The sequence below is a fragment of the Streptomyces sparsogenes genome, from assembly GCF_001704635.1.
In the GTDB taxonomy this organism is placed as follows: domain Bacteria; phylum Actinomycetota; class Actinomycetes; order Streptomycetales; family Streptomycetaceae; genus Streptomyces; species Streptomyces sparsogenes.
The window spans coordinates 1-23,781 of record NZ_MAXF01000132.1 but is presented as its reverse complement, the minus strand read 5'-3'; the positions used below and the strand labels follow the sequence as shown (position 1 = coordinate 23,781).

General features: G+C 73.4%; 23 protein-coding genes. 13 read left to right on the top strand and 10 right to left on the bottom strand.

The window, feature by feature from the left end; all coding sequences use genetic code 11:
• Positions 1 to 72 precede the first annotated feature (72 nt).
• From BBH68_RS44570 to BBH68_RS27690, 5 genes are all read left to right on the top strand, one after another.
• Positions 73 to 489 carry an AsnC family transcriptional regulator gene (locus BBH68_RS44570; RefSeq protein WP_425428854.1) on the top strand — a complete coding sequence of 139 codons (417 nt, stop codon included), beginning with the start codon at positions 73 to 75 and terminating at the stop codon, positions 487 to 489.
• Positions 375 to 1,343 carry an acetylxylan esterase gene (locus BBH68_RS27700; RefSeq protein WP_425428853.1) on the top strand — a complete coding sequence of 323 codons (969 nt, stop codon included), beginning with the start codon at positions 375 to 377 and terminating at the stop codon, positions 1,341 to 1,343. Before BBH68_RS44570 ends, BBH68_RS27700 begins: the two co-directional genes overlap by 115 nt.
• A 219-nt stretch (positions 1,344 to 1,562) precedes the next feature.
• Positions 1,563 to 2,039 carry an SPW repeat protein gene (locus tag BBH68_RS27695; protein ID WP_174589100.1) on the top strand — a complete coding sequence of 159 codons (477 nt, stop codon included), beginning with the start codon at positions 1,563 to 1,565 and terminating at the stop codon, positions 2,037 to 2,039.
• Between the two features lie 27 nt (positions 2,040 to 2,066).
• Positions 2,067 to 2,222, top strand: coding sequence for a hypothetical protein (locus BBH68_RS42150; protein ID WP_170066603.1), 156 nt, complete (start codon positions 2,067 to 2,069; stop codon positions 2,220 to 2,222).
• 81 nt (positions 2,223 to 2,303) lie between these two features.
• Complete coding sequence (locus tag BBH68_RS27690) at positions 2,304 to 2,735, top strand: TIGR03668 family PPOX class F420-dependent oxidoreductase (protein ID WP_065966431.1); 432 nt, start codon at positions 2,304 to 2,306, stop codon at positions 2,733 to 2,735.
• Between the two features lie 5 nt (positions 2,736 to 2,740).
• Here BBH68_RS27690 and BBH68_RS27685 read toward each other — a convergent pair whose 3' ends face one another.
• Positions 2,741 to 3,118: a DUF2267 domain-containing protein gene (locus BBH68_RS27685; protein ID WP_065966430.1), complete on the bottom strand. Its 378-nt coding sequence runs from the start codon at positions 3,116 to 3,118 to the stop codon at positions 2,741 to 2,743.
• Positions 3,119 to 3,297: 179 nt separating this feature from the next.
• Between BBH68_RS27685 and BBH68_RS27680 the strand changes: the two genes are divergently transcribed.
• Positions 3,298 to 4,116: an HdeD family acid-resistance protein gene (locus BBH68_RS27680; RefSeq protein ID WP_079151231.1), complete on the top strand. Its 819-nt coding sequence runs from the start codon at positions 3,298 to 3,300 to the stop codon at positions 4,114 to 4,116.
• Between the two features lie 77 nt (positions 4,117 to 4,193).
• Here the strand turns inward: BBH68_RS27680 and BBH68_RS27675 are convergent, their stop codons facing one another.
• From BBH68_RS27675 to BBH68_RS27645, 7 genes are read right to left on the bottom strand one after another with little or no spacing between them, the layout of a single operon-like run.
• Positions 4,194 to 6,755, bottom strand: a complete 2,562-nt coding sequence (locus BBH68_RS27675; protein WP_065966429.1) for a SpoIIE family protein phosphatase — start codon at positions 6,753 to 6,755, stop codon at positions 4,194 to 4,196.
• 53 nt (positions 6,756 to 6,808) lie between these two features.
• Positions 6,809 to 7,609 (bottom strand): ABC transporter ATP-binding protein, encoded by an 801-nt coding sequence (locus tag BBH68_RS27670; protein WP_065966428.1) that lies wholly within the window; start codon positions 7,607 to 7,609, stop codon positions 6,809 to 6,811.
• Positions 7,606 to 8,406: an ATP-binding cassette domain-containing protein gene (locus BBH68_RS27665; RefSeq protein ID WP_065966427.1), complete on the bottom strand. Its 801-nt coding sequence runs from the start codon at positions 8,404 to 8,406 to the stop codon at positions 7,606 to 7,608. The genes BBH68_RS27670 and BBH68_RS27665 overlap by 4 nt, the downstream gene beginning before the upstream one ends.
• Positions 8,403 to 9,257: an ABC transporter permease gene (locus BBH68_RS27660; protein WP_065966426.1), complete on the bottom strand. Its 855-nt coding sequence runs from the start codon at positions 9,255 to 9,257 to the stop codon at positions 8,403 to 8,405. The genes BBH68_RS27665 and BBH68_RS27660 overlap by 4 nt, the downstream gene beginning before the upstream one ends.
• Positions 9,254 to 10,219, bottom strand: a complete 966-nt coding sequence (locus BBH68_RS27655) for an ABC transporter permease (protein ID WP_065966425.1) — start codon at positions 10,217 to 10,219, stop codon at positions 9,254 to 9,256. Before BBH68_RS27655 ends, BBH68_RS27660 begins: the two co-directional genes overlap by 4 nt.
• On the bottom strand, positions 10,219 to 11,736 hold the full coding sequence (locus BBH68_RS27650; protein ID WP_065966424.1) for an ABC transporter substrate-binding protein: 1,518 nt from the start codon (positions 11,734 to 11,736) through the stop codon (positions 10,219 to 10,221). The genes BBH68_RS27655 and BBH68_RS27650 overlap by 1 nt, the downstream gene beginning before the upstream one ends.
• A gap of 55 nt (positions 11,737 to 11,791) precedes the next feature.
• Entirely contained in the window at positions 11,792 to 12,532 is a 741-nt protein-coding gene (locus BBH68_RS27645) for a DUF1684 domain-containing protein (protein WP_065966423.1), read from the bottom strand.
• Between the two features lie 308 nt (positions 12,533 to 12,840).
• Here BBH68_RS27645 and BBH68_RS27640 point away from each other — a divergent pair, with 308 nt between their 5' ends.
• The 6 genes from BBH68_RS27640 (at position 12,841) to BBH68_RS27615 (ending at position 20,324) form a co-directional block, all read left to right on the top strand.
• Positions 12,841 to 14,022 carry an ROK family transcriptional regulator gene (locus BBH68_RS27640; RefSeq protein ID WP_065966422.1) on the top strand — a complete coding sequence of 394 codons (1,182 nt, stop codon included), beginning with the start codon at positions 12,841 to 12,843 and terminating at the stop codon, positions 14,020 to 14,022.
• 216 nt (positions 14,023 to 14,238) lie between these two features.
• The gene (locus tag BBH68_RS27635) at positions 14,239 to 15,813 is read left to right on the top strand and encodes a sugar ABC transporter ATP-binding protein (protein WP_065966421.1); all 1,575 of its coding nucleotides are present in this window, start codon (positions 14,239 to 14,241) and stop codon (positions 15,811 to 15,813) included.
• Positions 15,814 to 16,040: 227 nt separating this feature from the next.
• Entirely contained in the window at positions 16,041 to 16,982 is a 942-nt protein-coding gene (locus BBH68_RS27630) for an ABC transporter permease (protein WP_245738340.1), read from the top strand.
• The gene (locus BBH68_RS27625; protein WP_065966420.1) at positions 16,975 to 18,054 is read left to right on the top strand and encodes a substrate-binding domain-containing protein; all 1,080 of its coding nucleotides are present in this window, start codon (positions 16,975 to 16,977) and stop codon (positions 18,052 to 18,054) included. Before BBH68_RS27630 ends, BBH68_RS27625 begins: the two co-directional genes overlap by 8 nt.
• 50 nt (positions 18,055 to 18,104) lie before the next feature.
• The gene (locus BBH68_RS27620; protein WP_065966419.1) at positions 18,105 to 19,304 is read left to right on the top strand and encodes a Gfo/Idh/MocA family protein; all 1,200 of its coding nucleotides are present in this window, start codon (positions 18,105 to 18,107) and stop codon (positions 19,302 to 19,304) included.
• A gap of 12 nt (positions 19,305 to 19,316) precedes the next feature.
• Positions 19,317 to 20,324 carry a sugar phosphate isomerase/epimerase family protein gene (locus BBH68_RS27615; protein WP_065966418.1) on the top strand — a complete coding sequence of 336 codons (1,008 nt, stop codon included), beginning with the start codon at positions 19,317 to 19,319 and terminating at the stop codon, positions 20,322 to 20,324.
• Positions 20,325 to 20,479: 155 nt separating this feature from the next.
• On the opposite strand, the gene BBH68_RS27610 is transcribed toward BBH68_RS27615, so the two are convergent.
• On the bottom strand, positions 20,480 to 21,469 hold the full coding sequence (locus BBH68_RS27610; protein WP_065966417.1) for an extracellular catalytic domain type 1 short-chain-length polyhydroxyalkanoate depolymerase: 990 nt from the start codon (positions 21,467 to 21,469) through the stop codon (positions 20,480 to 20,482).
• A gap of 27 nt (positions 21,470 to 21,496) precedes the next feature.
• On the opposite strand from BBH68_RS27610, the gene BBH68_RS27605 reads away from it, so the two are divergent.
• The gene (locus BBH68_RS27605; protein WP_065966416.1) at positions 21,497 to 22,654 is read left to right on the top strand and encodes a PucR family transcriptional regulator; all 1,158 of its coding nucleotides are present in this window, start codon (positions 21,497 to 21,499) and stop codon (positions 22,652 to 22,654) included.
• 37 nt (positions 22,655 to 22,691) lie between these two features.
• Here BBH68_RS27605 and BBH68_RS27600 read toward each other — a convergent pair whose 3' ends face one another.
• Complete coding sequence (locus tag BBH68_RS27600) at positions 22,692 to 23,648, bottom strand: alpha/beta hydrolase (protein WP_065966415.1); 957 nt, start codon at positions 23,646 to 23,648, stop codon at positions 22,692 to 22,694.
• Between the last annotated feature and the right edge of the window lie 133 nt (positions 23,649 to 23,781).

Sequence of the window (23,781 nt, the reverse complement as noted above, 5' to 3'; positions counted from 1 at the left end):
CATGCTTCCTTTCACGAGGGAGTACCTGACGTCAGCTTAGAGGGGGTCGCCCGCCCGGTGCCGGAAACCGGCATGCCGGCCCCGATGAACACGGATCCCGTCATACTCGACGACATCGACCGCGGCCTGGTGCACGCCCTGCAGATCGACGGCCGGGCGCCGCTGCGCACTCTCGGCGAGGTCCTCGGCGTCTCCCGCCGGGCCGGGGTCAAGCGGGCCGGGGCGCCGCTGCCGATCCGACCACCCCTTGTCAGGGGGTTTGGCGCGATGGTTTCCTGCGCAGGCTTGCGTCGTTGCTGGATTGAGTCGTTTCAAGCGTTCGTTTCAAGCGTCCGCTGTTCCGCGTGTCCGAAAGGGAGCTGGAGCGCATGGCCCTGTTCGACCTTCCGCTCGAGGAGTTGCGCCGCTACCGGCCGCGCGTCGCGGAGCCCGAGGACTTCGACCGGTTCTGGGAGAAGACCCTCGCCGAGGCCCGCGACCACGAGCTGAACGCCGTCTTCGAGCCCGTCGCCACGGCGCTCACCGGGGTGGCGGTGTACGACGTCACCTTCGCGGGGTTCGGCGGCCATCCGGTCAAGGGCTGGTTCCTCCACCCGGCCGGGGCCCGGGAGCCGCTGCCCGTCGTGGTCGAGTACATCGGCTACGGCGGCGGGCGCGGGCTGCCGCACACCCATCTGCTGTGGCCGGTCGCGGGCTTCGCCCACTTCGTGATGGACACCCGCGGCCAGGGCAGCGGCTGGTCCGGCGGCGACACCCCTGATCCGGTCGGCTCCGGGCCCGCGTACCCCGGGTTCATGACCCGGGGGATCGAGAACCCGGAGGACTACTACTACCGGCGGGTGTTCACCGACGCCGTGCGCGCGGTGGAGGCGGCCCGCTCCCACCCGCTCGCCGACCCCGCCCGCACCGCGGTCGTGGGCACCAGCCAGGGCGGGGGCATCGCGCTGGCCGTGGGCGGTCTGGTGCCGGACCTGGCCGCGATCGCCCCCGACGTGCCCTTCCTGTGCCACTTCGAGCGGGCGGCGACGCTGACCGACCGCGATCCGTACCGGGAGATCGGCAAGTACCTCAGGACCCACATCGGCCGGGACGAGCGGATCTTCCGTACGCTCTCCTACTTCGACGGCGTCCACTTCGCCGCCCGGGGGCGGGCGCCGGCGCTCTTCTCGACCGCGCTGGAGGACCAGACCTGCCCGCCGTCCACGGTGTTCGCCGCGTACAACGCCTACGCGGGCGAGGACAAGCGCATCGAGGTCTACGCCTTCAACGACCACGAGGGCGGCGGCCCGGCCCATCAGGAGGTCCAGCTGGACTGGCTCCCCCCGAGGCTGCGGTCCGCGTGACGGTGACGCCCTCCGGGCCCAGGCGCTCGGCCAGGCCGGAGGCGTAGACGTAGACGTGCAGATGCGCCGTGGTGCCGCCGTACGCCCCGGGGCCGCGCAGCGCGGCGAGCGTTGCCGGATTCGCGGCATCTCGCGAAGTTTCTGGGTTTTCGCGCGATACCGGACCCCATATCGGGCACTCGGGGCTTCGGAGAGGATTGACCGCAGGAGGCGAAAACGATGGAACCGACCCATGCGACCATCGAGTCCCATCCGGACATCCTGCAAATGCGGGAACGCCACACCTGGGCGGAACAGGCGGCGACCAGGCCCCTGGCCCAGGCCGTCGAGGCGATGTGCCTGATCACCGGTCTGTACCTTGCCGCGTCCCCCTGGATCGCGGGCTTCAACGGCATGATGACCCTGGCCGTCACCAATCTGATCGTCGGCATCGCCTACGCCCTGCTCACGGGCGGCTTCGGCCATGCCTATGAGCGCACGCACGGCATGGCCTGGGCCGCCGTGCTGCTGGGCGTGTGGACCATCATCGCGCCGTGGGTGGTCTCGGGGAGCGTCGCCACCACCCGCACCATCATCAGCAATGTCGTCGTCGGCGCCGTCGCCGTCGTGCTCGCGCTCGTCGCCTGCTCGTACGCGACCAAGGCCGCCCGGGGCGGGGGCGGCGGCCGGGGCCCGGCCGCTCGTACGGGGCGGTAACGGCCCGGAACCGAACGGAGCGTTCCCATGAGCGAGCCCTACCGCACCACCCCGTCCCAGGCGGAAGGCGAGCGCGACAACGAGACCCCGGGCCGCGCCGACCACCCCGATGTGCCGGTGTCGACCCCCTCACAAGCGGAAGGGGAGCGTGAAGAGGAAGAGGAGGAAGAGAAGAAGCGGTAGCGGCACACACAGGCGCCGGGCCTCCGGCCCGGCGCGTGCTGCCCTGTCACCATGCCCTCACGCCGCCGTGCCACCACCGCCATGCCCACCATGACGAGCGCCTGGGCGCGGGAGCGCTTCGCGCGCGCCAGAGTCGCCCGGCTGGCCACCGTGGCCGCCGGGGGGCGGCCGCATCTGGTGCCGGTGGTCTTCGCGGTGTCCGGCGACACGGTGGTGACGGCGGTCGACCACAAACCCAAGCGGTCGGCGCGGCTGACCCGGCTGGACAACATCCGGGCCCACCCCGCCGTGTGCCTGCTGGTGGACGCCTACGCCGAGGACTGGGACCTGCTGTGGTGGGCGCGGGCCGACGGCACGGCCCGGGTGCTGCCGCCGGCGGACGCCTCGGCCACCTCGGCGGGATATGTGCGGCTGCTGGCCGGCAAGTATCCGGCGCAGTACGGGGAGCGGCCCCCGTCAGGGCCGGTGGTGGAGGTCACGGTGGGCCGGTGGAGCGGCTGGCGGGCCGCCTGAGAGCGTCAGCCGGCCGGCTCGGCCATCCTCGCGAAACCGCTGCCGAGCTGGGACATCGCGTGGTCGAACTCCTCCCGCGAGATGGCCTCCCGCAGGGTCCGCAGCACCGCGCGGACACCCCGGTCCGCCTCGGACTCGGACAGTCCGGTGCGCCCGCGCACCCGGTGGACCGACTCCTCGGGCTCGAAGAGCCGCACCTCCCCCTGTCCCCGGAGGAGCGCTTCCCGAAGCGGCTCGGGAAGTTCCCGGGCGAGGTCGCGGGCCTCGCCGTCGGTCAGCCGCAGTGCCAGGGTCTCCAGGGTGGCGCGGGTGAGATCGGCCGCCTCCTGCCTGGACAGCCGCGCCCGGTCGGCCACCGCCTGGAAGAACTCCCTCTCGTCCATGCGGGTCTCCTTCTCGCTCACACCTCGCTCGGACGTCGCTCACACCCCACCTTGCCACGCGCCTCCACCGGGTGCGAGGCACCGTGTCATCAGGCGAAGAGGCACGCGCGGGGAGAGGATGGTTGTGTCGGGTACGGCCATCTGTTCCATCACACGTTTCCCTCGAGGAGGTGGACGGCATGAGCTTCTCCTCCGACACCCCGCACGAACCCGAACAACACCGTCCCGAAGAACACCGTCCGGAACAACCCCGTCCCGAGGAACACGCCGCCGGGCAGGCGCGTCGGGAACAGCACGCCGCCGAACCGCCCGGTGCCGGACAGCCCGCCGCCGAGCCGTTCGGCGCCCCGCGGCGCGGCGAGCGGCCCTCGGGCCCCGAGTCCCCGTTCGCCGGTCCCCTGGGCATGCTGTCCGACGCCGCCTGGCAGGTCATGGTGACCGCGGGCGTGGTCGCGATCGTGCTCGGGGTCATCGTGCTGGCGTGGCCCGGGACCACCCTGGCGGTGCTCGGCGCCCTGTTCGGCGCCTATCTGCTGATCAGCGGGATCTTCCAGCTCGCGGGGGCCTTCGCCGCCCATGTGCCCGGGCACTTGCGGGTGCTGAGCTTCGTCAGCGGCGGACTCGCCGTACTGCTCGGCCTGCTCTGTCTGCGGGGGCCGGCGCAGTCGGTCCTGCTGCTCGCCCTGTGGATCGGATTCTCCTGGCTGCTGCGGGGCGTCATGCTCACCGCCGCGGCCATCTCCCATGAGCAGCTCCCGGCCCGCGGGTGGCAGATCTTCTTCGGCATCATCAGCATCCTGGCCGGCATCATCCTGATCGTGGCGCCCTTCGGCTCCATCGCCGCGCTCACGGCGGTGGCCGGCATCTGGCTGCTGGCGCTGGGCGTGATCGAGGTCATCCACGGCATCCAGCTGCGGATGCGGCTCGGCCATCACCCTCCGCGCGCGGCGGAACACCGTGCGCACTTCCGGCACTTCCGGCCGCACCCCCAGCCGTAGGCCGCCGCGGCGGCGCCCTACGGTCGGCCCCCGCCCGGGCGTGGTGATCCGCAACTCGGTGGCCCCACCGGCGCACGTCAGGGCGTGACGCCGATGGAGCCAGTGGGCCCGGAGCGGGACATGAAGGGTGCCGGCCGAGGCGCCCCGGGGGTCAGCCGGCCGCCATGCCCTCCCCCAGGGCCGCGGCGAGGTCGGCGGCGTGGGGCTCGATCGAAGGGCTGCTCGGCCCAGACGGTCTTGCCCTCGGGGGTGTAGCGGGTGCCCCAGTCCTGGACGACGTGGGCGACGAGGAACAGGCCGCGGCCGCCCTCGTCCGTCGTGCCGGCCCGGCGCAGATGCGGGGAGGTGCTGCTGTGGTCGGAGACCTCGCAGATCAGGGCGCGCTCGCGGATCAGGCGCAGCCGGATCGGCGGGGAGCCGTACCGCACCGCGTTGGTGACCAGTTCGCTGACGACCAGTTCGGCGGTGAAGGCCAGCTCGTCCAGGCCCCACTCGCCCAGGGTGTCGAGGGCCCAGGCGCGGGCGTCGGAGACGGCGGCCGGGTCGCGGGAGATCTCCCGGGAGGCCACCTGCCCGGCGCCGAGGGCGCGGGTACGGGCCAGCAGCAGGGCCACGTCGTCGTCCGGCGGGTTGGCCGGCAGGGTCTCCATGACCCGATCGCACAGAGCTTTGGCGGGCCGGTCCGGCCCGGCCAGCGCGGCGCACAGCCGTTCGATCCCGGCGTCGGCGTCGAGCCCGGGGGCGGCGATGAGGCCGTTGGTGTACAGGACGAGCGCGCTGCCCTCGTCCAACGTGAGCTCGGTGGACTCGAAGGGCTGGCTTCCCAGGCCCAGGGGCGGGCCGCTGGGCAGCTCGAGCACATGGACGGGCCCGCCGGGGACGGCCACCAGCGGCGGCGGGTGTCCCGCGCGGGCCAGGGCGCAGCGCCGGCTGACCGGGTCGTAGACCGCGTACAGGCAGGTGGCGCCGACGACCCCGGCCTCGGCGCCGCCGTGGCCCTCCGACTCCGCGAGCCGTCCGATCAGGCCGTCGAGGTGGGCCAGCAGCTCGTCGGGGGCCAGGTCGAGGCCGGCGAGCGTCTGCACGGCGGTGCGCAGCCTGCCCATGGTGGCGGCGGCGTGGATGCCGTGTCCGACGACGTCTCCGACGACCAGCCCGACCCGCGCCCCGGACAGCGGGATCACATCGAACCAGTCGCCGCCGACGCCGGCCTTCGCGTCGGCGGGCAGGTAGAGCGAGGCCGCCTCCACCGCGGTCTGCTCGGGAGCCCCCTGCGGCAGCAGATCGCGCTGCAGGGTCAGGGCGGCGTTGTGCTCGCGGGTGAACCGGCGGGCGTTGTCCACCGCGACGGCCGCCCGGGAGGTCAACTCGGTGGCCAGCGCCAGGTCGGTGTCCTGGAACGGCTGGGGGCGCGGCCCGCGCCAGAAGAGGGCCGCCCCCAGGTGACTGCCCCGGGCCCGCAGCGGCACGGCCATCAGCGAGTGGAAGCCCGCCTCCCGCATCCGGGCGATCGGGTCGGGGCCCGGCGCCCCGCCGTCGCCGGGGTGCGGGCCCAGCCGCGCCACCAGGCGCGGCCGGCCGGTGCGCAGCGCCCGGGCGACGGGTGAGGTGGCGGGGTGTGCGGCGGTCTGCCCCACCTCGACCGGGGTGCCCGGCGGGCCGTCGCCCACGGACCGCAGCCCCGCCCGGCGCAGCACCACCCCCGCGCGGGGGTCCGGCGCCGGCTGCGGCTCGTCGCCCCGGAAGACCGGGTCGAGCAGATCGACGGTGACGAGGTCGGCGAACTCGGGCACGGCCACGTCGGCGAGGTCCTGGGCGGTCTGTGCCACGTCCAGCGTCCGGCCGATGCGCTCGCCGGCCTGGTCCAGCAGGTCCAGCCGGCGCTTGGCCAGAAAGCGGTCGGTGATGTCGTTGGCCATGGTGCACAGGCCCAGCGGGTTCCCCGCGGCGTCGTCCAGCCGGAAGACGGAGGCCAGCAGGGCCTGCTCCTGGCCGGCTTTCCAGGGCGGTTGGTTCACGTACTCGCGGCCGAGGAGCGGGACGCCGGTGTCCAGCACCGCCCGCAGCTCCGCCTCGACGGCCTCGACGTCGATCCCGGGGAGCATCTCGGCCAGCGAGCGTCCCAGCCACTTGTCGGCCGGGATGCCGCTGGCGCGTGCCGTCGCCGCGTTCACCCAGACGTAGCGCAGATCGCTGTTCAGCACGGCCATGCCCATGGGCGCGAGCGCGAACATCCGCTCGATCACCGATCCGCTCGCGCCCCACCAGGGCACCCCCTCCGTGCCGACGGCGCTCACCACCCACCGTGCGGTGCCCTCGCCGTCGGTGACGGCGTTGACCCGCACCCCCAGGTGCACGCGGCGCCCTTCCCGGGTCACCGCGGGCACCAGCCCGGCCCAGCCGCCCTCGTCCCTGATCCACTCCAGCGCGGCGGCGACGCCCCGCGCGTCCGGCGCCACGGCGAGCAGCTTTCCCACCGGGGCGCCGAGCACGTCGGCGGCGGCGAATCCCAGCAGCCTGGTGGCCGGGGCGCTCCAGCCGGTGACGACCCCGTGCGCGTCCAGCAGGGCAGTGGCGGTCTCGACGGCGCCGAAGGGCATTGCGACCGCCGTGACCTGCGATTCCTCGGTGTTCGCCATCGTTTTTCGCCAGTTCTGCCCCCGGCTCCCCACGGTACTCCGCGGGCGGCTCCTCAGCCGGGCAGGCGCGGCACGCTGTCGACGAGGCGGCGGGTGTACGGGTGCGCGGGGTCGCCCAGCACCCGGGCGGTGTCGCCCTGTTCGACGACGCCCCCGCGCTCCAGGACGGCGGTGCGCTCGCACAGGGAGGCGACCACCGACAGGTCGTGGGAGACCATGACGAGCGTCAGTCCCCGCTCCTGTTTCAACTCGGCCAGCAGGTCGACGATTTTGACCCGGGTGGTGACGTCGAGGGCGCTGACGGGTTCGTCGGCGAGCAGCACCCGTGGCTCGCACACGGTCGCGCGGGCGATGGCGATGCGCTGGCGCTGGCCGCCGGAGAACTCGTGCGGGTAGCGCCGCGCGGCGTCGGCGGGCAGCCCGACCCGCTCCAGGGCCTCGGCCACCTTGGGCGCCGCCGTACGCCTGTCGGCGATGCCGAGGGAGCGCAGGGGCTCGGCCACGATGGCGCCCACCCGGCGGCGCGGGTCGAGGGAGGAGTACGGGTCCTGGAACACGCACTGCACGCCGCGCCGGAAGCGGCGCATCTGCTCGCGGTCCCGGAGGGCGAGCGGCTCGCCGTCGAAGCGCACGGTGCCGGCGGTGGGCCGGGCGAGGCCCAGCAGCAGGCGCAGCAGGGTCGTCTTGCCGGCGCCCGACTCGCCGACCAGGGCGAGGCTGTGTCCGGCCCGGACGGTGAGGGACACGTCCCGGACGACGGGGGCGGCGCTCCCCCGGTAGCTCAGCGCGACGTCGTCCAGTTCGAGGACGGGGGTCGTGGTTTCCAGGGCGCGGGTTTCCAGTACGGGGGTCATGGCGCGCTCCTCAGGTCCAGGGCGGACTCCAGCCGTCGCGCGCTGGTCACCAGCGCCTTGGTGTACTCCTCGCGCGGGGCGCGGACGAGTCGTTCGACGGTGCCCTCCTCCACGGCGCGGCCGTCCTTCATGACCAGGGCGCGGTCGGTGACCTTGGCGACGACCGCCAGGTCGTGGCTGACGAACAGGACCGCCATCTCGCGCTCGCGCACCAGGGTGTCGATCAGGGCGAGCATCTCGGCCTGCACGGACACGTCGAGGGCGGTGGTGGGCTCGTCCGCGATGAGCAGTTTGGGCTCGCAGGCCAGGGCCATGGCCAGCGCGACGCGCTGGCGCTGGCCGCCGGAGATCTCGTGCGGGAAGGCGCGGGCGATGCGGTCGGGCTCGGGCAGCCGCACCTGTTCCAGGGCCTCGGCGACGGCCCGCTTCAGCGCGCCGCCGGTCAGGCGGCGCTTTCCGCGGAGCGGTTCGGCGAGCTGCCGGCCCACGCGCATGAGGGGGTCCAGGGCGGTCAGCGGCTCCTGGAAGACGATGGCGGCGTCCCGGCCGCGTACGGTCGTGAGCCGTTTCTCGGTCGCGCCCACGATCTGGGTGCCGGCCAGTTCGACGCTGCCGGTGGCGGTCATGCCCTCGGGCAGCAGTCCGAGGACGGCGAGGGTGGTGAGCGACTTGCCGGAGCCGGACTCGCCGATGACGCCGAGCCGTTCGCCGGGGCCGAGGGTCAGCGAGAGGTCGTCCACGAGGGTGCGCCCGTCGGCGGTGCGGACGGTGAGGCCGCGTATGTCCAGGAGGGTCATGCGCGCCTCCGCCGGGTGGCCGGGTCGAGGGTGTCGCGCAGGCCGTCGGCGACGAGGTTGACGCCGATGACGAGCAGCACGAGCAGGATGCCGGGGGCCAGCGCGCCCGCCGGGGCGGTGGTGAAGGTGGCCTGCGCCTCCTGGAGCATGCGGCCCCACGAGGCGTTCGGCGGCGGGGCGCCCAGGCCCAGGTAGGACAGCCCGGCCTCGGCCAGCACGGCGAGGCCGAACTGGAGCGCCAGGTTGACCACCAGGGTGGGCCAGATGTTGGGCAGCACGTGTCCGGCCACGATGCGGGGCCAGGAGGTGCCGGAGGTGCGGGCGGCGGTGATGTAGTCCTGGGCCAGGACCCGCTTGACCAGGATGCGCACCAGGCGGGCCACGACGGCGCTCTGCGCGAGGCCGATCGCCAGCACGGCCGAGCCGAGGGTGGCCGAGCGGGCGGCGACGATCAGCATGGCGAGCAGCAGGGTCGGGAAGGCGATCAGGATGTCGAGGAACGCGGAGAGCGTGTCGTCGAGCCAGCCCTGGGCGAAGGCGCTCAGCACGCCGAGGGTGACGCCGATGGCGGCCGCGACGAGCACGGACCCGAGTCCGGCCTCGACGGCGATCCGGGAGCCGGTCATCGCCTGGGTGAACAGGTCGCGGCCGAGCTTGTCGGTGCCCAGGAGGTGGTCGGCGGCGGGGCCGGTGAGCCGTCCGCCGGAGGTGTCGTCGGCGGCGTACGGGAGCCAGACGAGGGAGACGAGGGCGAGCAGGGCGATCAGCCCGGCCAGGACGCAGCCGGCGATCAGGGTGTAGGACCGGTTGGGCCGGTTGGCCCGGTCGGCCGGGGATGTGCGGCGCTTCATCGGGGGCCTCCGGAGAGCCTGTTCCGCAGCCGCGGGTCGACGATGCGCTGCACGAGGTCGGCGGCGAAGCCGATCAGCAGCACCGCGAGGGTGGACACGAACAGCACGCCCTGGATGACCGGGTAGTCGTGCTGGGCGATGCCGGTCGCGAGCATCGAGCCCAGGCCCGGCAGCGCGAACACCGACTCCACGACGACCGCGCCGAGCAGGGTGGACGCCAGCTCGATGCCGAGGATGGAGATCACGGGTACGGAGGCGTTGCGCAGCCCGTGCCGCCACATGGCCCGCCCGAACGAGGAGCCGAGGGCGCGGGCGGTGCGCAGGTAGTCGCTGTTCAGGACGTCGAGGGTGGCCGACCGGACGTACCGGGTCAGCGAGGCGCCCATCACCAGCGCGATGGTGACGACGGGCAGCGCGAGGGAGCGGACGGCCTCGGTGGGCGCCGCCCAGCCCTCCTGGGGGAAGCCTCCGGCGGGCAGCCATCCGGCGTTCAGCGAGAAGACGGCAATGAGGATCATGCCGAGCCAGAACACCGGGACGGCGATGCCCAGTTGGGACACCCCGCTGAGCAGCGCGCCGTACCAGGTCCGCCTCTTGTACGCGGCGACGAACCCGGCCGGCACGGCGATGAGCACCGCCAGGACGAACGCGGCCAGGGTCAGCGGGACCGTGACGTCGAGCCGCGAGGACACCTCGGGCCCGACCGGCAGGGAGCTGACGAAGGAGGTGCCGAGGTCACCCGTGGCCAGCTGCCCGATCCAGTGGGTGAACTGCTCGGGCAGCGGCCGGTCGGAGCCGATGGAGTGGCGTGCCGCCGCGATCTGCTCGGGTCCGGCGCCCACCGAGGTGAGCGCGTTGGCGGGGTCCCCGGGCAGCATGCGCAGCAGCACGAACAGCACCACGCTCGCGAGCGCCAGCGACACCAGCAGGAAGGCGAGGCGGCGCAGCAGATACCGCGCCATCAGCCCTTCTTGATGTCGTAGGCGAAGAACTGCGAGTTGAGGCCGTTGACCGGGTAGCCGGACACCTTGCTGCTCGCCACGACGATCTGCGGGTACAGGTACAGCCAGTCGCTGGCGGCGTCCTCGGCGGTCTTGCGGTTGACCTTCTTCAGCAGCTCGGTCTGCTGCCGCGTGGTGGCCGCGGCCTCGGCCTGCTCCACCCACCTGGTGACCTGCTTGTTGTCATAGCCCCAGTAGAAGTCGGGGTTGCCGTACCAGACCAGGTCGCGGTCGTTGACGTGTTCCTGGAGCGTGGCCGTGAAGTCGTGGTTCTTGTAGACCTTGGTGTACCACTCGTCGGGCGTGATGGTGTGGATCTTGACGGTGATGCCGACCTTGGCGAGCTGCGACTTGATGAAGGTGGCCGCGGTGGGGTGCGGGTCGTAGTTGGGGGTGTCGAGGGTGAAGGTGAAGCCGTTTTCGTAGCCGGCCTCCTTCAGGAGCTTCTTCGCCCGGGCGGTGTCATACGCGTTGACCTTGGTGAGGTCCTCGTACCAGGGGTCGGTGGGCGGCACCATCGAGCCGATGAGCTTGCCGTAGCCGCCCCAGACGGAGTCCAGCAGCTTCTTGTCGTCGATGGCGGCGGACACCGCCTGGCGGACCCTGACGTCGGTGAACGGCTTGGCCTTGTCGTTGAAGGCGAGCAGCAGCTTGGTGGTCGAGTCGCCGTCGTTGACCTTGTAGTTCTGGTTGTTCTTGAACTGGTCGAGGGCGTCGGGCGACTGCTCGCTGGTGACGACGTCCACCGCGTTGGTCAGCAGCGCGTTGTTCAGCGCCGTGGCGTTCTTGTAGTAGTGGAAGACGACGTGCTTGTTGGCGGCCGCACGGCCCCAGTAGCCGGCGAAGCGGTCGAGGCTGAGGGCCGAGCCGCGGGTCCACTTGTCCAGCCGGTAGGGGCCGGTGCCGTCCTCGGCGGTCTTCAGGCCCTTGGCGTCGGAGTTGACGATCCAGACGTAGGAGAGGTTGTAGACGAAGGAGATCGACCGCTTCGAGAGGGTGACCTTCACGGTCTTCGCGTCGGGCGTCGCGATGTCCTTGATGACCTCGAGGTTGCTCTTGCGCGCGGACTGCGAGTCCGGCGCGATCACCTTCTCCAGGCTGTACTTGACGTCCTCGCTGGTGAGCTTCTTGCCGCTGTGGAAGGTCACGCCGTCACGCAGGGTGAAGGTGTAGGTGAGCCCGTCGCCGCTGACCTTGTAGTCGCGGGCGAGCAGCTTCTCCACCTTCCCGGCGTCGGTGAGCTTGAACAGCCCCTCGTACACATTGCCGTTGAGCGCCTCGGTGACGCCCTGGCCGCCGCCCGCGGTGTTGTCGAGGTTCTGCGGCTCGTAGAGCGAGCCGATGTTGACGGTGGCGTTCTTGTCGTACGCGCCGCCCGCGGCACCGCCGCCGCCCGCGCCCCCGCCGCAGGCGGTGAGGGTCAGGGCGAGGGTGGCGGCCGCGGCGCCGCCGTACAGGGAGGTCTTCTTGATGCTCATGGAGGTGGTACGCCTTTTTCTGCGGGATGTGCTGCGCGGCGTGGCCGCGGGAGGATCAGTGCTGTGCGGGGAAGCCGTCGCGGAAGACCGGAAGCCGCTCGCCTGCTTCGACGGGCAGGTGGAGGCGGTTCTGCCGCGGCGGCATCGGACAGTTGTACTGGTCGGAGAATCCGCAGGGCGGCACGAAGGCGCGGTTGAAGTCCAGGCGGACCCGGTCCGGGTCGGCGGTGCGCTCCACGAAGAGGAAGCGTCCGGCGCCGTAGGTGGTGTCGCCGTTGGTGGGGTCGCCGAAGACCAGCAGCAGGGTGCCGTCGTCGTCGAAGGCGCTGAGGGTGTAGGCGCGGCCGTCCACGGTGAGGCTGATGTCGCCCGGTACGACCAGGTCGCGGGTGCCGCCGTTGTCCCGGATGTGCTCGAAGGCGACCCGGCGGGCGCCCGGCACCGGGTGGTAGGCGGCCTCCAGGACCCAGGCCGGGTCGTACGGGAAGACGTCGATGCGCTCGAAGTGGCGGATGGCCGCCGACCGGGCGTCCCAGAACCGCAGCCCGTGCTCCGGCTCACCGGTGACCAGGTCGGTGCGGGTGAGGCTGGTCACGGTCACCTGCTCGGGGGCCTCCGCGCGGGCCGCGTCGAGGTCGGGGCGCTCGCCGGCCGGGAGCCAGCGGGTCTCGACGAGGGCGAGGTTCCCGGTCGGGGAGGTGACCGCCCGCCGCCGCTCGGCGCGCCAGGCCTCCCAGGCCGCGGCGGGGTCGGCGGTCGGCTGATCCGGGATGGTGTGGGACACGGCGTGGCTCATTCGCGTAGACGATCACAGGCTGTCACGCCTCGATGGTCACGCTGCGTGAGAAACACCCAAAGAGCTTTCTTTATCTTTCATAAGTACGCCTAATGTCAAGTTTGCGCCGCATGCCGAGACGGCCGGCGACGACTCGCGACGGCCCGGTCGGCGCCCCCCGCCGCGTCCTGGGCTTTGTCCTGCCACAGGAGAAAGTCTGCGGTAATTGCGGCGCAAGTGCTTCCCAGCGCCGACAAGCACTGCTACGTTCCCGGGGAAAGCCCGGTCAGTGGCATGCCGATGACGGCGGGAGGGGCAGCGTGAGGCGCATGACGGCACGACCCGCGAACGCCCATCAGGCGCGTCTGCTCCGCCTGCTGCGCGACGGCGGTCCCACCTCCCGGGCCCAGCTGGGCGACCGGATGGATCTCTCGCGCTCCAGGCTGGCCGTCGAGGTCGACCGGCTGCTCGACACCGGGCTGGTGATCGCCGACGGGCTCGCCGCCTCCCGGGGCGGGCGCCGCTCGCACAACATCCGGCTCTCGCCCGCGCTGCGCTTCCTCGGCGTGGACATCGGCGCCACCTCGGTCGACGTCGCCGTGACCAACGCCGAGCTGGAGGTGCTCGGCCACCTCACCCAGCCCATGGATGTGCGCGAGGGGCCGGTCGCGGTCTTCGAGCAGGTCCTGGCGATGGCCGCGAAGCTCAGGGCCTCCGGGCCGGCCGAGGGGTTCGACGGGGCGGGGATCGGGGTCCCGGGCCCGGTGCGCTTCCCCGAGGGGGTGCCGGTCGCGCCGCCGATCATGCCCGGGTGGGACGGCTTCCCCGTACGGGAGGCGCTCAGCCAGGAGCTGGGCTGCCCCGTCATGGTGGACAACGACGTGAACCTGATGGCGATGGGAGAGCAGCAGGCGGGGGTGGCGCGCTCCGCGAAGGACTTCCTCTGCGTCAAGATCGGCACCGGCATCGGCTGCGGCATCGTGGTCGGGGGCGAGGTCTACCGGGGGACGACCGGCAGCGCGGGCGACATCGGCCACATCCAGGCCGAGCCCGACGGCCGGCCGTGCGCCTGCGGCAACCGCGGCTGCCTGGAGGCCTACTTCGGCGGCGCGGCGCTGGCCCGCGACGCCGAGGCGGCGGTGCGGGAGGGCCGGTCCGCCGAGCTCGCCGCCCGGCTCGAGGCCGCGGGGAGGCTGGCCGCCACCGATGTCGCCGCCGCCGCGGCGGCGGGGGACGCCGCCGCGCTGGACCTCATCCGCGAGGGCGGCACCCGCACCGGCCAGGTCCTGGCCTCCCTCGTCAGCTTCTTCAACCCCGGCCTGGTGGTGATCGGCGGCGGGGTGACCGGCCTCGGCCACACCCTCCTCGCCGCCATCCGCACCCAGGTCTACCGCCAGTCCCTGCCGCTGGCCACCGGCAACCTCCCCATCGTGCTCGGGGAACTCGGCCCCGTCGCCGGGGTCACCGGGGCGGCCCGCCTGATCAGCGACCACCTCTTCTCGCCGGCCTGACCCGGCACACCGCGCCACACACCGCCACCGGCCACGCACCCCGGCCCCCGCACACCCGCACGAGCACCCGCACACCGCTTGACGCCAGGCACCACCGCACACCCGCACACCGCTTCACGCCAGGCAACACCGCTTTACGCCAGGCACACCGCACACCCCCCGCCGCTCCGCGCTCAGCCCTGCCCGCTCACCGGCGCACCGCCGAGGAGGCCCGCCATGGCACCGCCCGCACCACATCCGCTGCTCACCATGTCCGCGATCGCCAAGTCCTTCCCCGGCGTACGCGCCCTCGACGGGGTGGACCTCGACGTCGAGGCGGGGGAAACCCACTGTCTGCTCGGCCAGAACGGCGCGGGCAAGTCCACCCTCATCAAGGTGCTGGCCGGGGCCCACCAGCCCGACCGCGGCGAGATCCGCTGGCAGGGGCGCCCGGTGCGGCTCAGGTCGCCGGTGGCCGCCATGCGCCTGGGCATCGCCACCATCTACCAGGAACTCGACCTGGTGGAGGGGTTGTCGGTGGCCGAGAACGTCTTCCTCGGCCATGAGCTCGCCACCGGCGGCTTTCTGCGCCCCCGCGCGGCCCGTACCGCCACCGCGGCCCTCCTGGCCCGCCTCGGCCACCCGGAGATCTCCCCGGACGCGCTGGTCGGCACGCTCTCCGCGGCCGGGCAGCAGATCGTGTCCATGGCCCGCGCCCTCTCCCACGAGGTGCGCCTGATCGTCATGGACGAGCCGTCCGCCGCCCTCGACCCCGACGAGGTGGAGAACCTCTTCCGCATCGTCGCCGATCTGACCGCCGATGGCGTCGCCGTGGTCTACATCTCCCACCGGCTGGAGGAGATCCGCCGCATCGGTGACCGCGTCTCCGTCCTCAAGGACGGCCGCGTCGCCGCCCGCGGGCTGCCCGCCCGTACCACGCCGACCCGCGACATCGTCGCCCTGATGACCGGCCGCGACGTCGAGTACGCCTTCCCCCGACGAGCCGAACGAGCCGAACAGGCCGACCGGGCCGAGGGGGCTGAGGGGGCGGAAGGGGCCGAGGGGGCCGCCGGCCCCGCGCCCGTGCTGCGGCTGGAGGGGCTGGCCAGGGCCGGGGAGTTCGAGCCGCTGGACCTGGAGCTGCGCCCCGGCGAGATCGTGGGGCTGGCCGGCCTCGTCGGCTCCGGCCGCTCGGAGATCCTGGAGACCGTCTACGGCGCCCGGCGACCGACCGCCGGCCGGGTCCTCGTCGACGGCCGCCCGCTGCGCCCCGGCAGCGTCACCGCCGCCGTACGCGCCGGGCTCGGCCTCGCCCCCGAGGAGCGCAAGGCGCAGGGGCTCCTGATGCTGGAGTCCGTCACCCGCAATGTCTCGGTGTCCTCGCTCTCCCGCTTCTCGCGCGCCGGGTGGCTCGACCGCCGGGCCGAGCGGACCGCGGCCCGGGCCGCCGTACGCGATCTGTCGCTGCGCCCGGACGACCCCGAGCGGCCGGTGCGGACCCTGTCCGGCGGCAACCAGCAGAAGGCGGTGCTCGCCCGCTGGCTGCTGCGCGGCTGCCGCGTCCTGCTGCTGGACGAGCCCACGCGCGGCGTCGACGTGGGCGCCCGCGCCGAGTTGTACGCCCTGATCCGCCGCCTCGCCGACGACGGCGTGGCCGTGCTGCTCGTCTCCAGCGAACTGCCCGAGGTGCTCGGCCTGGCCGACCGGGTGCTGGTGCTCCGCGAGGGCCGCGTGGTGCGCGCGGCGCCCGCGTGGGAGCTGGACGAGCACCGTGTCCTGGACCTCGTCATGGAAGGGAGCCCGTCGTGCTGAACCAACCCGGGGGGCGGCCGGGGTCCGCCACCCCTGCCGATGCCGCCTCCGCCGATGCCGTCCCCACCGGTACCGCCCCCACCGGTACCGTCCCCACCGGTACCGCCTCCGCCGATGCCGTCCCCGCCGGTGCCGTCGCCGGATCGGTGGCCGTGCCGGCGAAGGCGGGCCCGCCCGGAGCGCCCGCCGGCGGTCCGCCGGGCGGCACCCGCTCCGCGCGCGACCGGCTGTGGTCGCTCGGCGGCCTGCGCAACCTGTCCCTGGTCGGGGTCCTCGCGGTGCTGGTCACCGTGGGCGGCCTCACCAAGCCCGACGAGTTCCTGAGCACGGACAACCTGCAACTGGTGCTCACCCAGGCGTCCGTCATCGGCGTCGTCACCGTCGGCATGACCTTCGTCATCACCAGCGGCGGCATCGACCTGTCGGTGGGCGCGATGGTCGCCCTCGCCTCCGTCTGGGCCACCACGCTCGCCACCCAGGACTTCGGGCTCGGCGGCATCCTGATGTGCGCGGTCCTCGTCGGACTGGGCTGCGGCCTGGTCAACGGTGTGCTGATCGCGTACGGCGGTGTGGTGCCCTTCATCGCCACGCTGGCCATGCTGGCCTCCGCGCGCGGCCTCGCGCTGCAGATCAGCGACGGCAGCACCCAGGTGGTCACCGTCCAGCCGGTGCTCGACCTGGGGCTGCCCGACGCGTATGTGCTGGGCGTCCCGCCACTCGTGATCATCTTCGCCCTCGTCACCGTGGCCGGCCGGCTGGTGCTCACCCGCACCACCTTCGGCCGGCGGACCGTCGCCATCGGCGGCAACGCGGAGGCCGCCCGGCTCGCGGGCATCGACGTCAGACGGCAGCGCCTGCTGCTGTATCTGCTGTCCGGGCTGTGCTGTGGCATCGCCGCGTTCATGCTCATCGTGCTCACCGGCTCCGGCCAGAACACCAACGGCAACCTCTACGAACTCGACGCCATCGCCGCCGCGATCATCGGCGGCACGCTGCTCAGCGGCGGCCGGGGCACCATCACCGGCTCCGTGCTCGGGGTCCTCGTCTTCACCACCATCACCAACCTGTTCGCCCTGAACAACCTGCAGACCGACGTCCAGCAGATCGCCAAGGGCGCGATCATCGTCGCCGCCGTCCTGGTCCAGAAGGGTCGTACCAGCCATGCGTGACAACCCCCGCACACCGGCCGCCGCGCCGGTGCGCCCCAGCCGCAGAAACCTGCTGTTCGGCACCGCCGCGGCGGGCGCGCTCTTCGCCGCCGGCTGTACCAGCAACGAGAACAACGACAGCGGTGGGGACTCCGCCGACAGCCGGCAGGCCGCGAACGCGGCCGACACCAAGCCCGGCAAGGAGGTCACCATCGGCTTCGCCGGCCCCCAGGCCGACCACGGCTGGCTCAACGCCATCAACGAGCAGGCGAAGCGGCGCGCCAAGGAGTACGAGGACGTCACCCTCCAGACCACCGAGGGCTCCAACGACACCGCCCAGCAGATCGGCCAGATCGAAACCCTCATCAACAAGAAGGTCGACGTCCTGGTCATCCTGCCCGCCGACGGCAAGGCGCTGACCCAGGTCGGGCTCAAGGCCATGAAGGCGGGCATCCCCGTCGTCAACCTCGACCGGGTCTTCGCCTCCCCGCAGGCGTACCGCTGCTGGATCGGCGGCGACAACTACGGCATGGGCCTCAACGCCGGCCGCTACATCGGCGAGAAGCTCAAGGGCAAGAAGAACGCGAAGGTCGTCGAGCTGGCCGGGCTCGACAACCTGGAGCTGACCAGGCAGCGCACCAAGGGGTTCGACGACGCCCTGAAGAACTACCCGAACATCGAGAAGGTCGGCCGCCAGGCCGCCGACTTCACCGTCGAGTCGGGCCAGGCGAAGATGGCCCAACTGCTTCAGGCCCACTCCGGCTTCGACGCCCTGTGGAACCACGACGACGACCAGGGCGTGGGCGCCGAGCGCGCCATCCAGCAGGCCGGTCGGGACGACTTCCTCATGGTCGGCGGCGCGGGCGCCAAGCGCGCCATGCAGGCCATCAAGGCCGACAACACCGTGCTGAAGGCCACCGTCCTCTACCCGCCGACGATGGCCGCCTCCGCCATCGACCTCGCCCGCGCGCTCGGCCAGGGCAAGGGTGTCGGCGGCCTCGCCGAGCTGGAGATCCCGGCCTCCCTGACGCTCTACTCCGCCGTGGTCACCAAGGACAACGTCGACGACTACCTCCCCACGGGATTCAGCTGACCCCACGCCGTCGGCCCCCTCCGACCCCCGTTCCCCAGCGAAGGAGTCCCATGGAACGTCCCGCGGAAGCAACCGGACCCGCCCTCGGTGTGGGCATGGTGGGCTACGCCTTCATGGGCGCCGCCCACTCCCAGGGGTGGCGCACCGTGGGCCGGGTCTTCGACCCGCCCCTGCGCCCGGTCATGTCCGCCATCTGCGGCCGCGACCGGGACGCGGTGCGGGCCGCGGCCGGAAAGCACGGCTGGGCCGCCGCCGAGACCGACTGGCGCGCCCTGATCGCCCGCGACGACGTACAGCTCGTCGACATCTGCACCCCCGGGGACAGCCACGCCGAGATCGCGATCGCCGCGCTGGAGGCCGGCAAGCACGTGCTGTGCGAGAAGCCGCTGGCCAACTCGGTCGCCGAGGCCGAGGCCATGGTGGCGGCGGCGCGGCGGGCGCGGGAGCGCGGCCAGGTCGCGATGGTGGGGTTCAACTACCGCCGTACGCCCGCCCTCACCCACGCCCGCGCCATGGTGCGGGACGGCCGGCTCGGGGTGCTGCGCCACGTACGGGTGTCCTATCTGCAGGACTGGATCGTCGATCCGGAGTTCCCCCTGGTGTGGCGGCTGCGGCGGGAGCAGGCGGGCTCCGGCGCGCTGGGCGACCTGGGCGCCCATATCGTCGATCTCGCGCAGTATCTGGCGGGTGAGCCGCTGGTCGGCGTCTCGGCGCTGACCGAGACCTTCGTACGGGAGCGGCCGCTGCCCGCCCCGGCGTCGGCCGCGGGGCTCGGCGGGCGGGCGGAGGGCGCGGCGCGGGGGCCGGTCACGGTGGACGACGCGGCGCTGTTCACCGGGCGGCTGGCCTCCGGCGCGCTCGCGTCCTTCGAGGCCACCCGGTTCGCGGCGGGCCGCAAGAACGCGCTGCGGATCGAGCTGAACGGGGACCGCGGATCGCTCGCCTTCGACCTGGAGCGGCTCAACGAGCTGCACTTCCACGACCACACCGAGCCCGCCGTGGACGCCGGCTTCCGCCGGATCCTGGTCACCGAGCCGGAACACCCCTACCTGGAGGGGTGGTGGCCGGCCGGCCACGCCCTCGGGTACGAGCACACCTTCGTCCACCAGGCGCGCGATCTGCTGCTGGCCATCGACGCCGGGACCGAGCCCGAACCGTCCTTCGCGGACGGGCTGCAGGTGCAGCGGGTGCTCGCGGCGGTGGAGGAGAGCGCCGCGAAGAACTGCGTCTACACACCCGTCCCCGTATGAGGAGGCCCCCGGATGCCCCGATCCTTCACGCTCTTCACCGGACAGTGGGCCGATCTGCCGCTGGAGGAGGTCTGCCGGCTGGCCCGCGACTTCGGCTACGACGGTCTTGAACTCGCCTGCTGGGGCGACCACTTCGAGGTGGACCGGGCGCTGGCCGAGCCCGGCTATCTGGACGGCCGGCGGCGGTTGCTGGAGAAGTACGGGCTGCGGTGCTGGGCCATCTCCAACCATCTGGTGGGCCAGGCCGTCTGCGACTCCCCCATCGACGAGCGGCACCAGGCCATCGTGCCGGGGCGGATCTGGGGCGACGGCGACCCGGAGGGGGTGCGGCGGCGGGCGGCGGCCGAGATGGCGGACACCGCGCGGGCCGCGGCCGCCTTCGGGGTCCGAACCGTCGTCGGCTTCACCGGCTCGTCCATCTGGCACCTGGTGGCGATGTTCCCGCCGGTGCCGCCGCACATGATCGAGCGCGGCTACGCGGACTTCGCCGAGCGGTGGAACCCGATCCTGGACGTGTTCGACGCGGAGGGCGTGCGCTTCGCCCACGAGGTGCACCCGAGCGAGATCGCGTACGACTACTGGACCACCCACCGCGCGCTCGAGGCGGTCGGCCACCGCGCCGCCTTCGGGCTCAACTTCGACCCCAGCCATTTCGTCTGGCAGGACCTGGACCCGGTCGGCTTCCTGTGGGACTTCCGGGACCGGATCTACCACGTGGACTGCAAGGAGGCGCGCAAGCGGCTGGACGGCCGCAACGGCCGGCTCGGCTCGCACCTGCCCTGGGGCGATCCGCGGCGCGGCTGGGACTTCGTCTCGGCCGGGCACGGGGACGTGCCGTGGGAGGACGTGTTCCGGATGCTGCGCTCCATCGGCTACGAGGGGCCGGTGTCGGTGGAGTGGGAGGACGCCGGGATGGACCGGCTGCAGGGCGCGCCCGAGGCGCTGAGGCGGCTGAAGGCGTACGACTTCGAGCCGCCGACGGCCTCCTTCGACGCGGCCTTCGGCAGCGGGGAGGGGTGAGGGACCCACGGGGGTCCGGGGGGAGGGCCGCCCGTGCACACCGCACGGGCGGCCCCGCGGGACGCCTGGCCGGGGTCCCGCTGTGGCCGGCCGTCCAGGGACCTGCCTGTGCCCAGCCGTTCAGGGACCCGACTCTGCCCGGCCGTCCAAGGACCTCACTGTGCCTGGCCGTTCAGGCCGAAGAAGGTGATGGCCCGGGCCGCCATGCCGGGGAGCGGGAGGTTGTGTGTCCCGCCCTGGATGCTGATGGCCTCGACGGGGGCCCGGTCGCCGGTGCCTCCGTAGCGGGTGCGGGTCCAGTTGGTCTGCGGACGGTCCGTGCTCGCGGGCGTCTGGCTCGCCCCGAGGACGTTGGTCCACTGCTTGATCTCCTCGCCGAAGTTCGGATAGCGCAGGACGGTGTCCTCGGTGCCGTGCCACAGCTGCATCCTCGGCCGGGCGCCCTGGTATCCGGGGTAGGCGGCGCGCGCCAGGTCGCCCCACTGCTGCGCTGTCCTGATGATGGTGCCGTTGGCACACGCGGTGTTCCAGGAGGACCCGTCGGTGGTGGCGAAGCAGCCGAAGGGCACGCCCGAGAAGGCGGCGCCCGCCTTGAACACGTCCGGGTAGTCGCCGAGCAGCACGTTGGTCATCATGGCGCCGGAGGAGGCCCCGGTGACATAGACCCGGTTGGGGTCGGCGTTGTTGTGCTGGAGGACGTACCGGACCATCGAGACGATGCCCACCGGGTCGCTGCCGCCGTCGCGCCGCAGCGCCTGCGGGGAGGAGACGTCGAAGCAGGAGCCGCTGCGGGTGGCGGAGGGGTAGACGACGATGAAGCCGTAGCGGTCGGCCAGGGAGGCGAACTCGGTGCCGGAGTAGAAGGCGGGGCCGGAGCCCGTGCAGTAGTGCACCGCGACGAGGACGGCGGGCCGCGCCGCGACGTTGTTCGGCACGTACTGGTACATCCTGAGGTTGCTCGGGTTGTTGCCGAATCCGGTCACCTCGGTGAGGGTGGCGGCGGCCGCGGGGGTCGGCGCCAGCAGGAGCAGCGACGCCAGCAGCGGCAGGACGCCGCCGAGTAACGCGGCGGCCAGCGACCGGGGTGTCCTGCGGCGCCTGCCGGCCGTGCTCGCGGTTCCCGCCGGCGCGGGGGTGTTGGTCATGTACCTGTCCTTCCTAGACTGGTGGCTGTGAAGGGCTTGCTGCTGCGGCTCTCGGCGCTCGACGCGGATGCCGCCACCGCGGTGCGCGTGATCGCCCACTTCGAGGCGCTGCTGGGCGGCGGCGCGCTGGACGCGACGTCGCTGGCCCGGTCCACCGCCGGGCTCGCGGAGTGCGCGGCGGGCCTGGAACTGCCCGACGGCCGCGGGGCCCGCTGCGGGCCGGACGGGACCGCCCTCCCGGGCGAGCCGGGGGCCGTCTCCCAGCGGGCGGAGCTCGGCCCGTCCGGGCGGGTCTGGCTGGAGCGCCCGGGGCGGCCGGGGCCGTTCGACGATCTGATCCTGGAGTGGATGGCCATCGCCGCGCGGACGCTGTGCTGCGGCCCCGTACGGGCGCGGGTGTCCCCCGCGCCCGACGCGGCCGATCCCGCGCTGGTGGAGCTGGTGCTGTCCGCGCGCGAGTCCGACCACGACCGCGCCCGCGCGCTGCGGCTGCTGGGCCTGGCGCCCGAACTGCCGCTGCGGATGGTGGCGGTGCGCGGCGACCCGTCCGTGGACCCGGGGCTCGGCGCGGTCGCGCTGCTCGGCCACGCCGGGCTCGACGCCGTCGTCCGCGTCGCCGGGACCGGCCCGTGGGGCACCGCCTTGGTGCAGCCGCCGGCCGGGGCGGCCGCCTCGCCCGCCGCCGCGCTGCGGGCCGCGATGGCCGACCCCCTCCGCGGTCCCGGGGTGCCGCGCGAGGCGGCGCGCCGGCTGCGGGTCGGCGTCGGCGGCCTGGTCCCCGCGCCCGCCGCCCGCGACTCCTGGGCCCAGGCGTGCACCGCGCTGCGGTTCGCGGTGGCGGGCACACCGCGGGAGGCGGTGGCCGACCATGACGCGCTGGGCCCGGTGGCGCTGCTGGCCGACATCCCGGCGGAGCGGCTGGGCGCGCTGCCCGAGGCGCGGCGGCTGGAGGCGCTGGCCGCCCAGCGGAACGGGCGGCTCGCCATCGCCGCGCTGGCCGCCTTCTGCCGCACCGGATCGCTGCGCCGGGCCGCCGCGGAGCTGCATCTGCACCACAGCTCGGTGGCCGCGCGGCTGGCGCAGGCCGAGGCGGTGCTGGGATGGCGGCTGCGCGACCCCGAACACCGCTTCCGCGCCCAACTCGCCCTGTACGCACGTCTCTTGTCCGAGGCCGCCGACGTCTGAGGAAGGTCCGGCTCGGTAGGCCGAGGTTGCGGGGCGCTCATCGCGCGAGCGCCCGCCGCAGGACGGTGACCGTCTCGTCTCTCATCCGCCGCACCACCCCGGCGTACTCCACGGCCGCCGCGCCGTGGAAGGTGCCCGGGAAGAGGTGCAGCTCGGTGGCCACACCGGCGGCCAGCAGGGCGCGCGCGTAGTCGACGCCCTCGTCGCGCAGCGGGTCGTACGCCATCACCGCCACATAGGCGGGCGGCAGCCCCCTCAGACCGTCCGCCCCGGCCCGGGCGGGGGCCGCGTACGGCGACACCCCCTCGCCGCCGGCCACCCCGGCTCCCAGGTACGCCTCCCAGGTGTGCCGGGCCAGGTGGCGGGTCCACACGGGCGTGTCGGTGAAGGCCCGCGCGCTCGGCGTGTCCACCCGGTCGTCGAGCGCGGGGCTGCCCAGGTACTGGAAGCGGATCCCGGGACCGCCGCGGTCGCGGGCGAGCATGGTCAGGGCGGTGGCCATGCCCGCCCCGGAGCTGTCGCCGAGCACCGCGATCCGGTCGGCCGCGACGTCCAGTCCGGCGTCGCCCTCGGCCAGCAGGCACAGCCCGGCGTAGCAGTCCTCCAAGCCGGCGGGGAAGGGGTGTTCGGGCGCCAGCCGGTAGTCGGGCGAGACCACGACGGCGTCGAGCCGGCGGCACAGCCACAGGTTGAAGGCGTGGTCCACGTCCGGGGAGCCCACCACGAAGCCGCCGCCGTGGAGGCTGTAGACGGCGGGCAGCGGCCCGGCGGCGCCCTCCGGCCGGTACGTGCGCAGCGGCACGTCCGGCGCGCCCCGCGGTCCGGGCGCCACCACCTCGCCGACCGCCACCCCCGCGCCGTCCACGGCCGCGACCCGCTCGGCGACCTCGCGCGCCTGCGCGGCCCGCGCGGCGGCCGGGTCGGAGAGGTCCACCGGCGGGATCAGGGCCGCGGCCGCCGCGAGTTCGGGGTCGAGCGGATAGTCGTAGCGCATGTCCCACACCGTGCCACGGGGTGTCCGCGCGGGTCATCAGACAGGCGTCGGGACAACGGGCGTGCTCGTCCGACGTGCGCGCGGCCGCGTGCGGGGCGTCGGCGCGGGTGCTTACGCGGCGTCGGCGTTTACG

Bases quoted from the DNA above. Each gene is read 5' to 3' on its own strand.
- BBH68_RS44570 (WP_425428854.1), top strand. From the start codon at position 73: ATGCCGGCCCCGATGAACACGGATCCCGTCATACTCGACGACATCGAC.
- BBH68_RS27695 (WP_174589100.1), top strand. From the start codon at position 1,563: ATGGAACCGACCCATGCGACCATCGAGTCCCATCCGGACATCCTGCAA.
- BBH68_RS42150 (WP_170066603.1), top strand. From the start codon at position 2,067: ATGAGCGAGCCCTACCGCACCACCCCGTCCCAGGCGGAAGGCGAGCGC.
- BBH68_RS27690 (WP_065966431.1), top strand. From the start codon at position 2,304: ATGCCCACCATGACGAGCGCCTGGGCGCGGGAGCGCTTCGCGCGCGCC.
- BBH68_RS27685 (WP_065966430.1), bottom strand. From the start codon at position 3,118: ATGGACGAGAGGGAGTTCTTCCAGGCGGTGGCCGACCGGGCGCGGCTG.
- BBH68_RS27680 (WP_079151231.1), top strand. From the start codon at position 3,298: ATGAGCTTCTCCTCCGACACCCCGCACGAACCCGAACAACACCGTCCC.
- BBH68_RS27675 (WP_065966429.1), bottom strand. From the start codon at position 6,755: ATGGCGAACACCGAGGAATCGCAGGTCACGGCGGTCGCAATGCCCTTC.
- BBH68_RS27670 (WP_065966428.1), bottom strand. From the start codon at position 7,609: ATGACCCCCGTACTGGAAACCCGCGCCCTGGAAACCACGACCCCCGTC.
- BBH68_RS27665 (WP_065966427.1), bottom strand. From the start codon at position 8,406: ATGACCCTCCTGGACATACGCGGCCTCACCGTCCGCACCGCCGACGGG.
- BBH68_RS27660 (WP_065966426.1), bottom strand. From the start codon at position 9,257: ATGAAGCGCCGCACATCCCCGGCCGACCGGGCCAACCGGCCCAACCGG.
- BBH68_RS27655 (WP_065966425.1), bottom strand. From the start codon at position 10,219: ATGGCGCGGTATCTGCTGCGCCGCCTCGCCTTCCTGCTGGTGTCGCTG.
- BBH68_RS27650 (WP_065966424.1), bottom strand. From the start codon at position 11,736: ATGAGCATCAAGAAGACCTCCCTGTACGGCGGCGCCGCGGCCGCCACC.
- BBH68_RS27645 (WP_065966423.1), bottom strand. From the start codon at position 12,532: ATGAGCCACGCCGTGTCCCACACCATCCCGGATCAGCCGACCGCCGAC.
- BBH68_RS27640 (WP_065966422.1), top strand. From the start codon at position 12,841: ATGACGGCACGACCCGCGAACGCCCATCAGGCGCGTCTGCTCCGCCTG.
- BBH68_RS27635 (WP_065966421.1), top strand. From the start codon at position 14,239: ATGGCACCGCCCGCACCACATCCGCTGCTCACCATGTCCGCGATCGCC.
- BBH68_RS27625 (WP_065966420.1), top strand. From the start codon at position 16,975: ATGCGTGACAACCCCCGCACACCGGCCGCCGCGCCGGTGCGCCCCAGC.
- BBH68_RS27620 (WP_065966419.1), top strand. From the start codon at position 18,105: ATGGAACGTCCCGCGGAAGCAACCGGACCCGCCCTCGGTGTGGGCATG.
- BBH68_RS27615 (WP_065966418.1), top strand. From the start codon at position 19,317: ATGCCCCGATCCTTCACGCTCTTCACCGGACAGTGGGCCGATCTGCCG.
- BBH68_RS27610 (WP_065966417.1), bottom strand. From the start codon at position 21,469: ATGACCAACACCCCCGCGCCGGCGGGAACCGCGAGCACGGCCGGCAGG.
- BBH68_RS27600 (WP_065966415.1), bottom strand. From the start codon at position 23,648: ATGCGCTACGACTATCCGCTCGACCCCGAACTCGCGGCGGCCGCGGCC.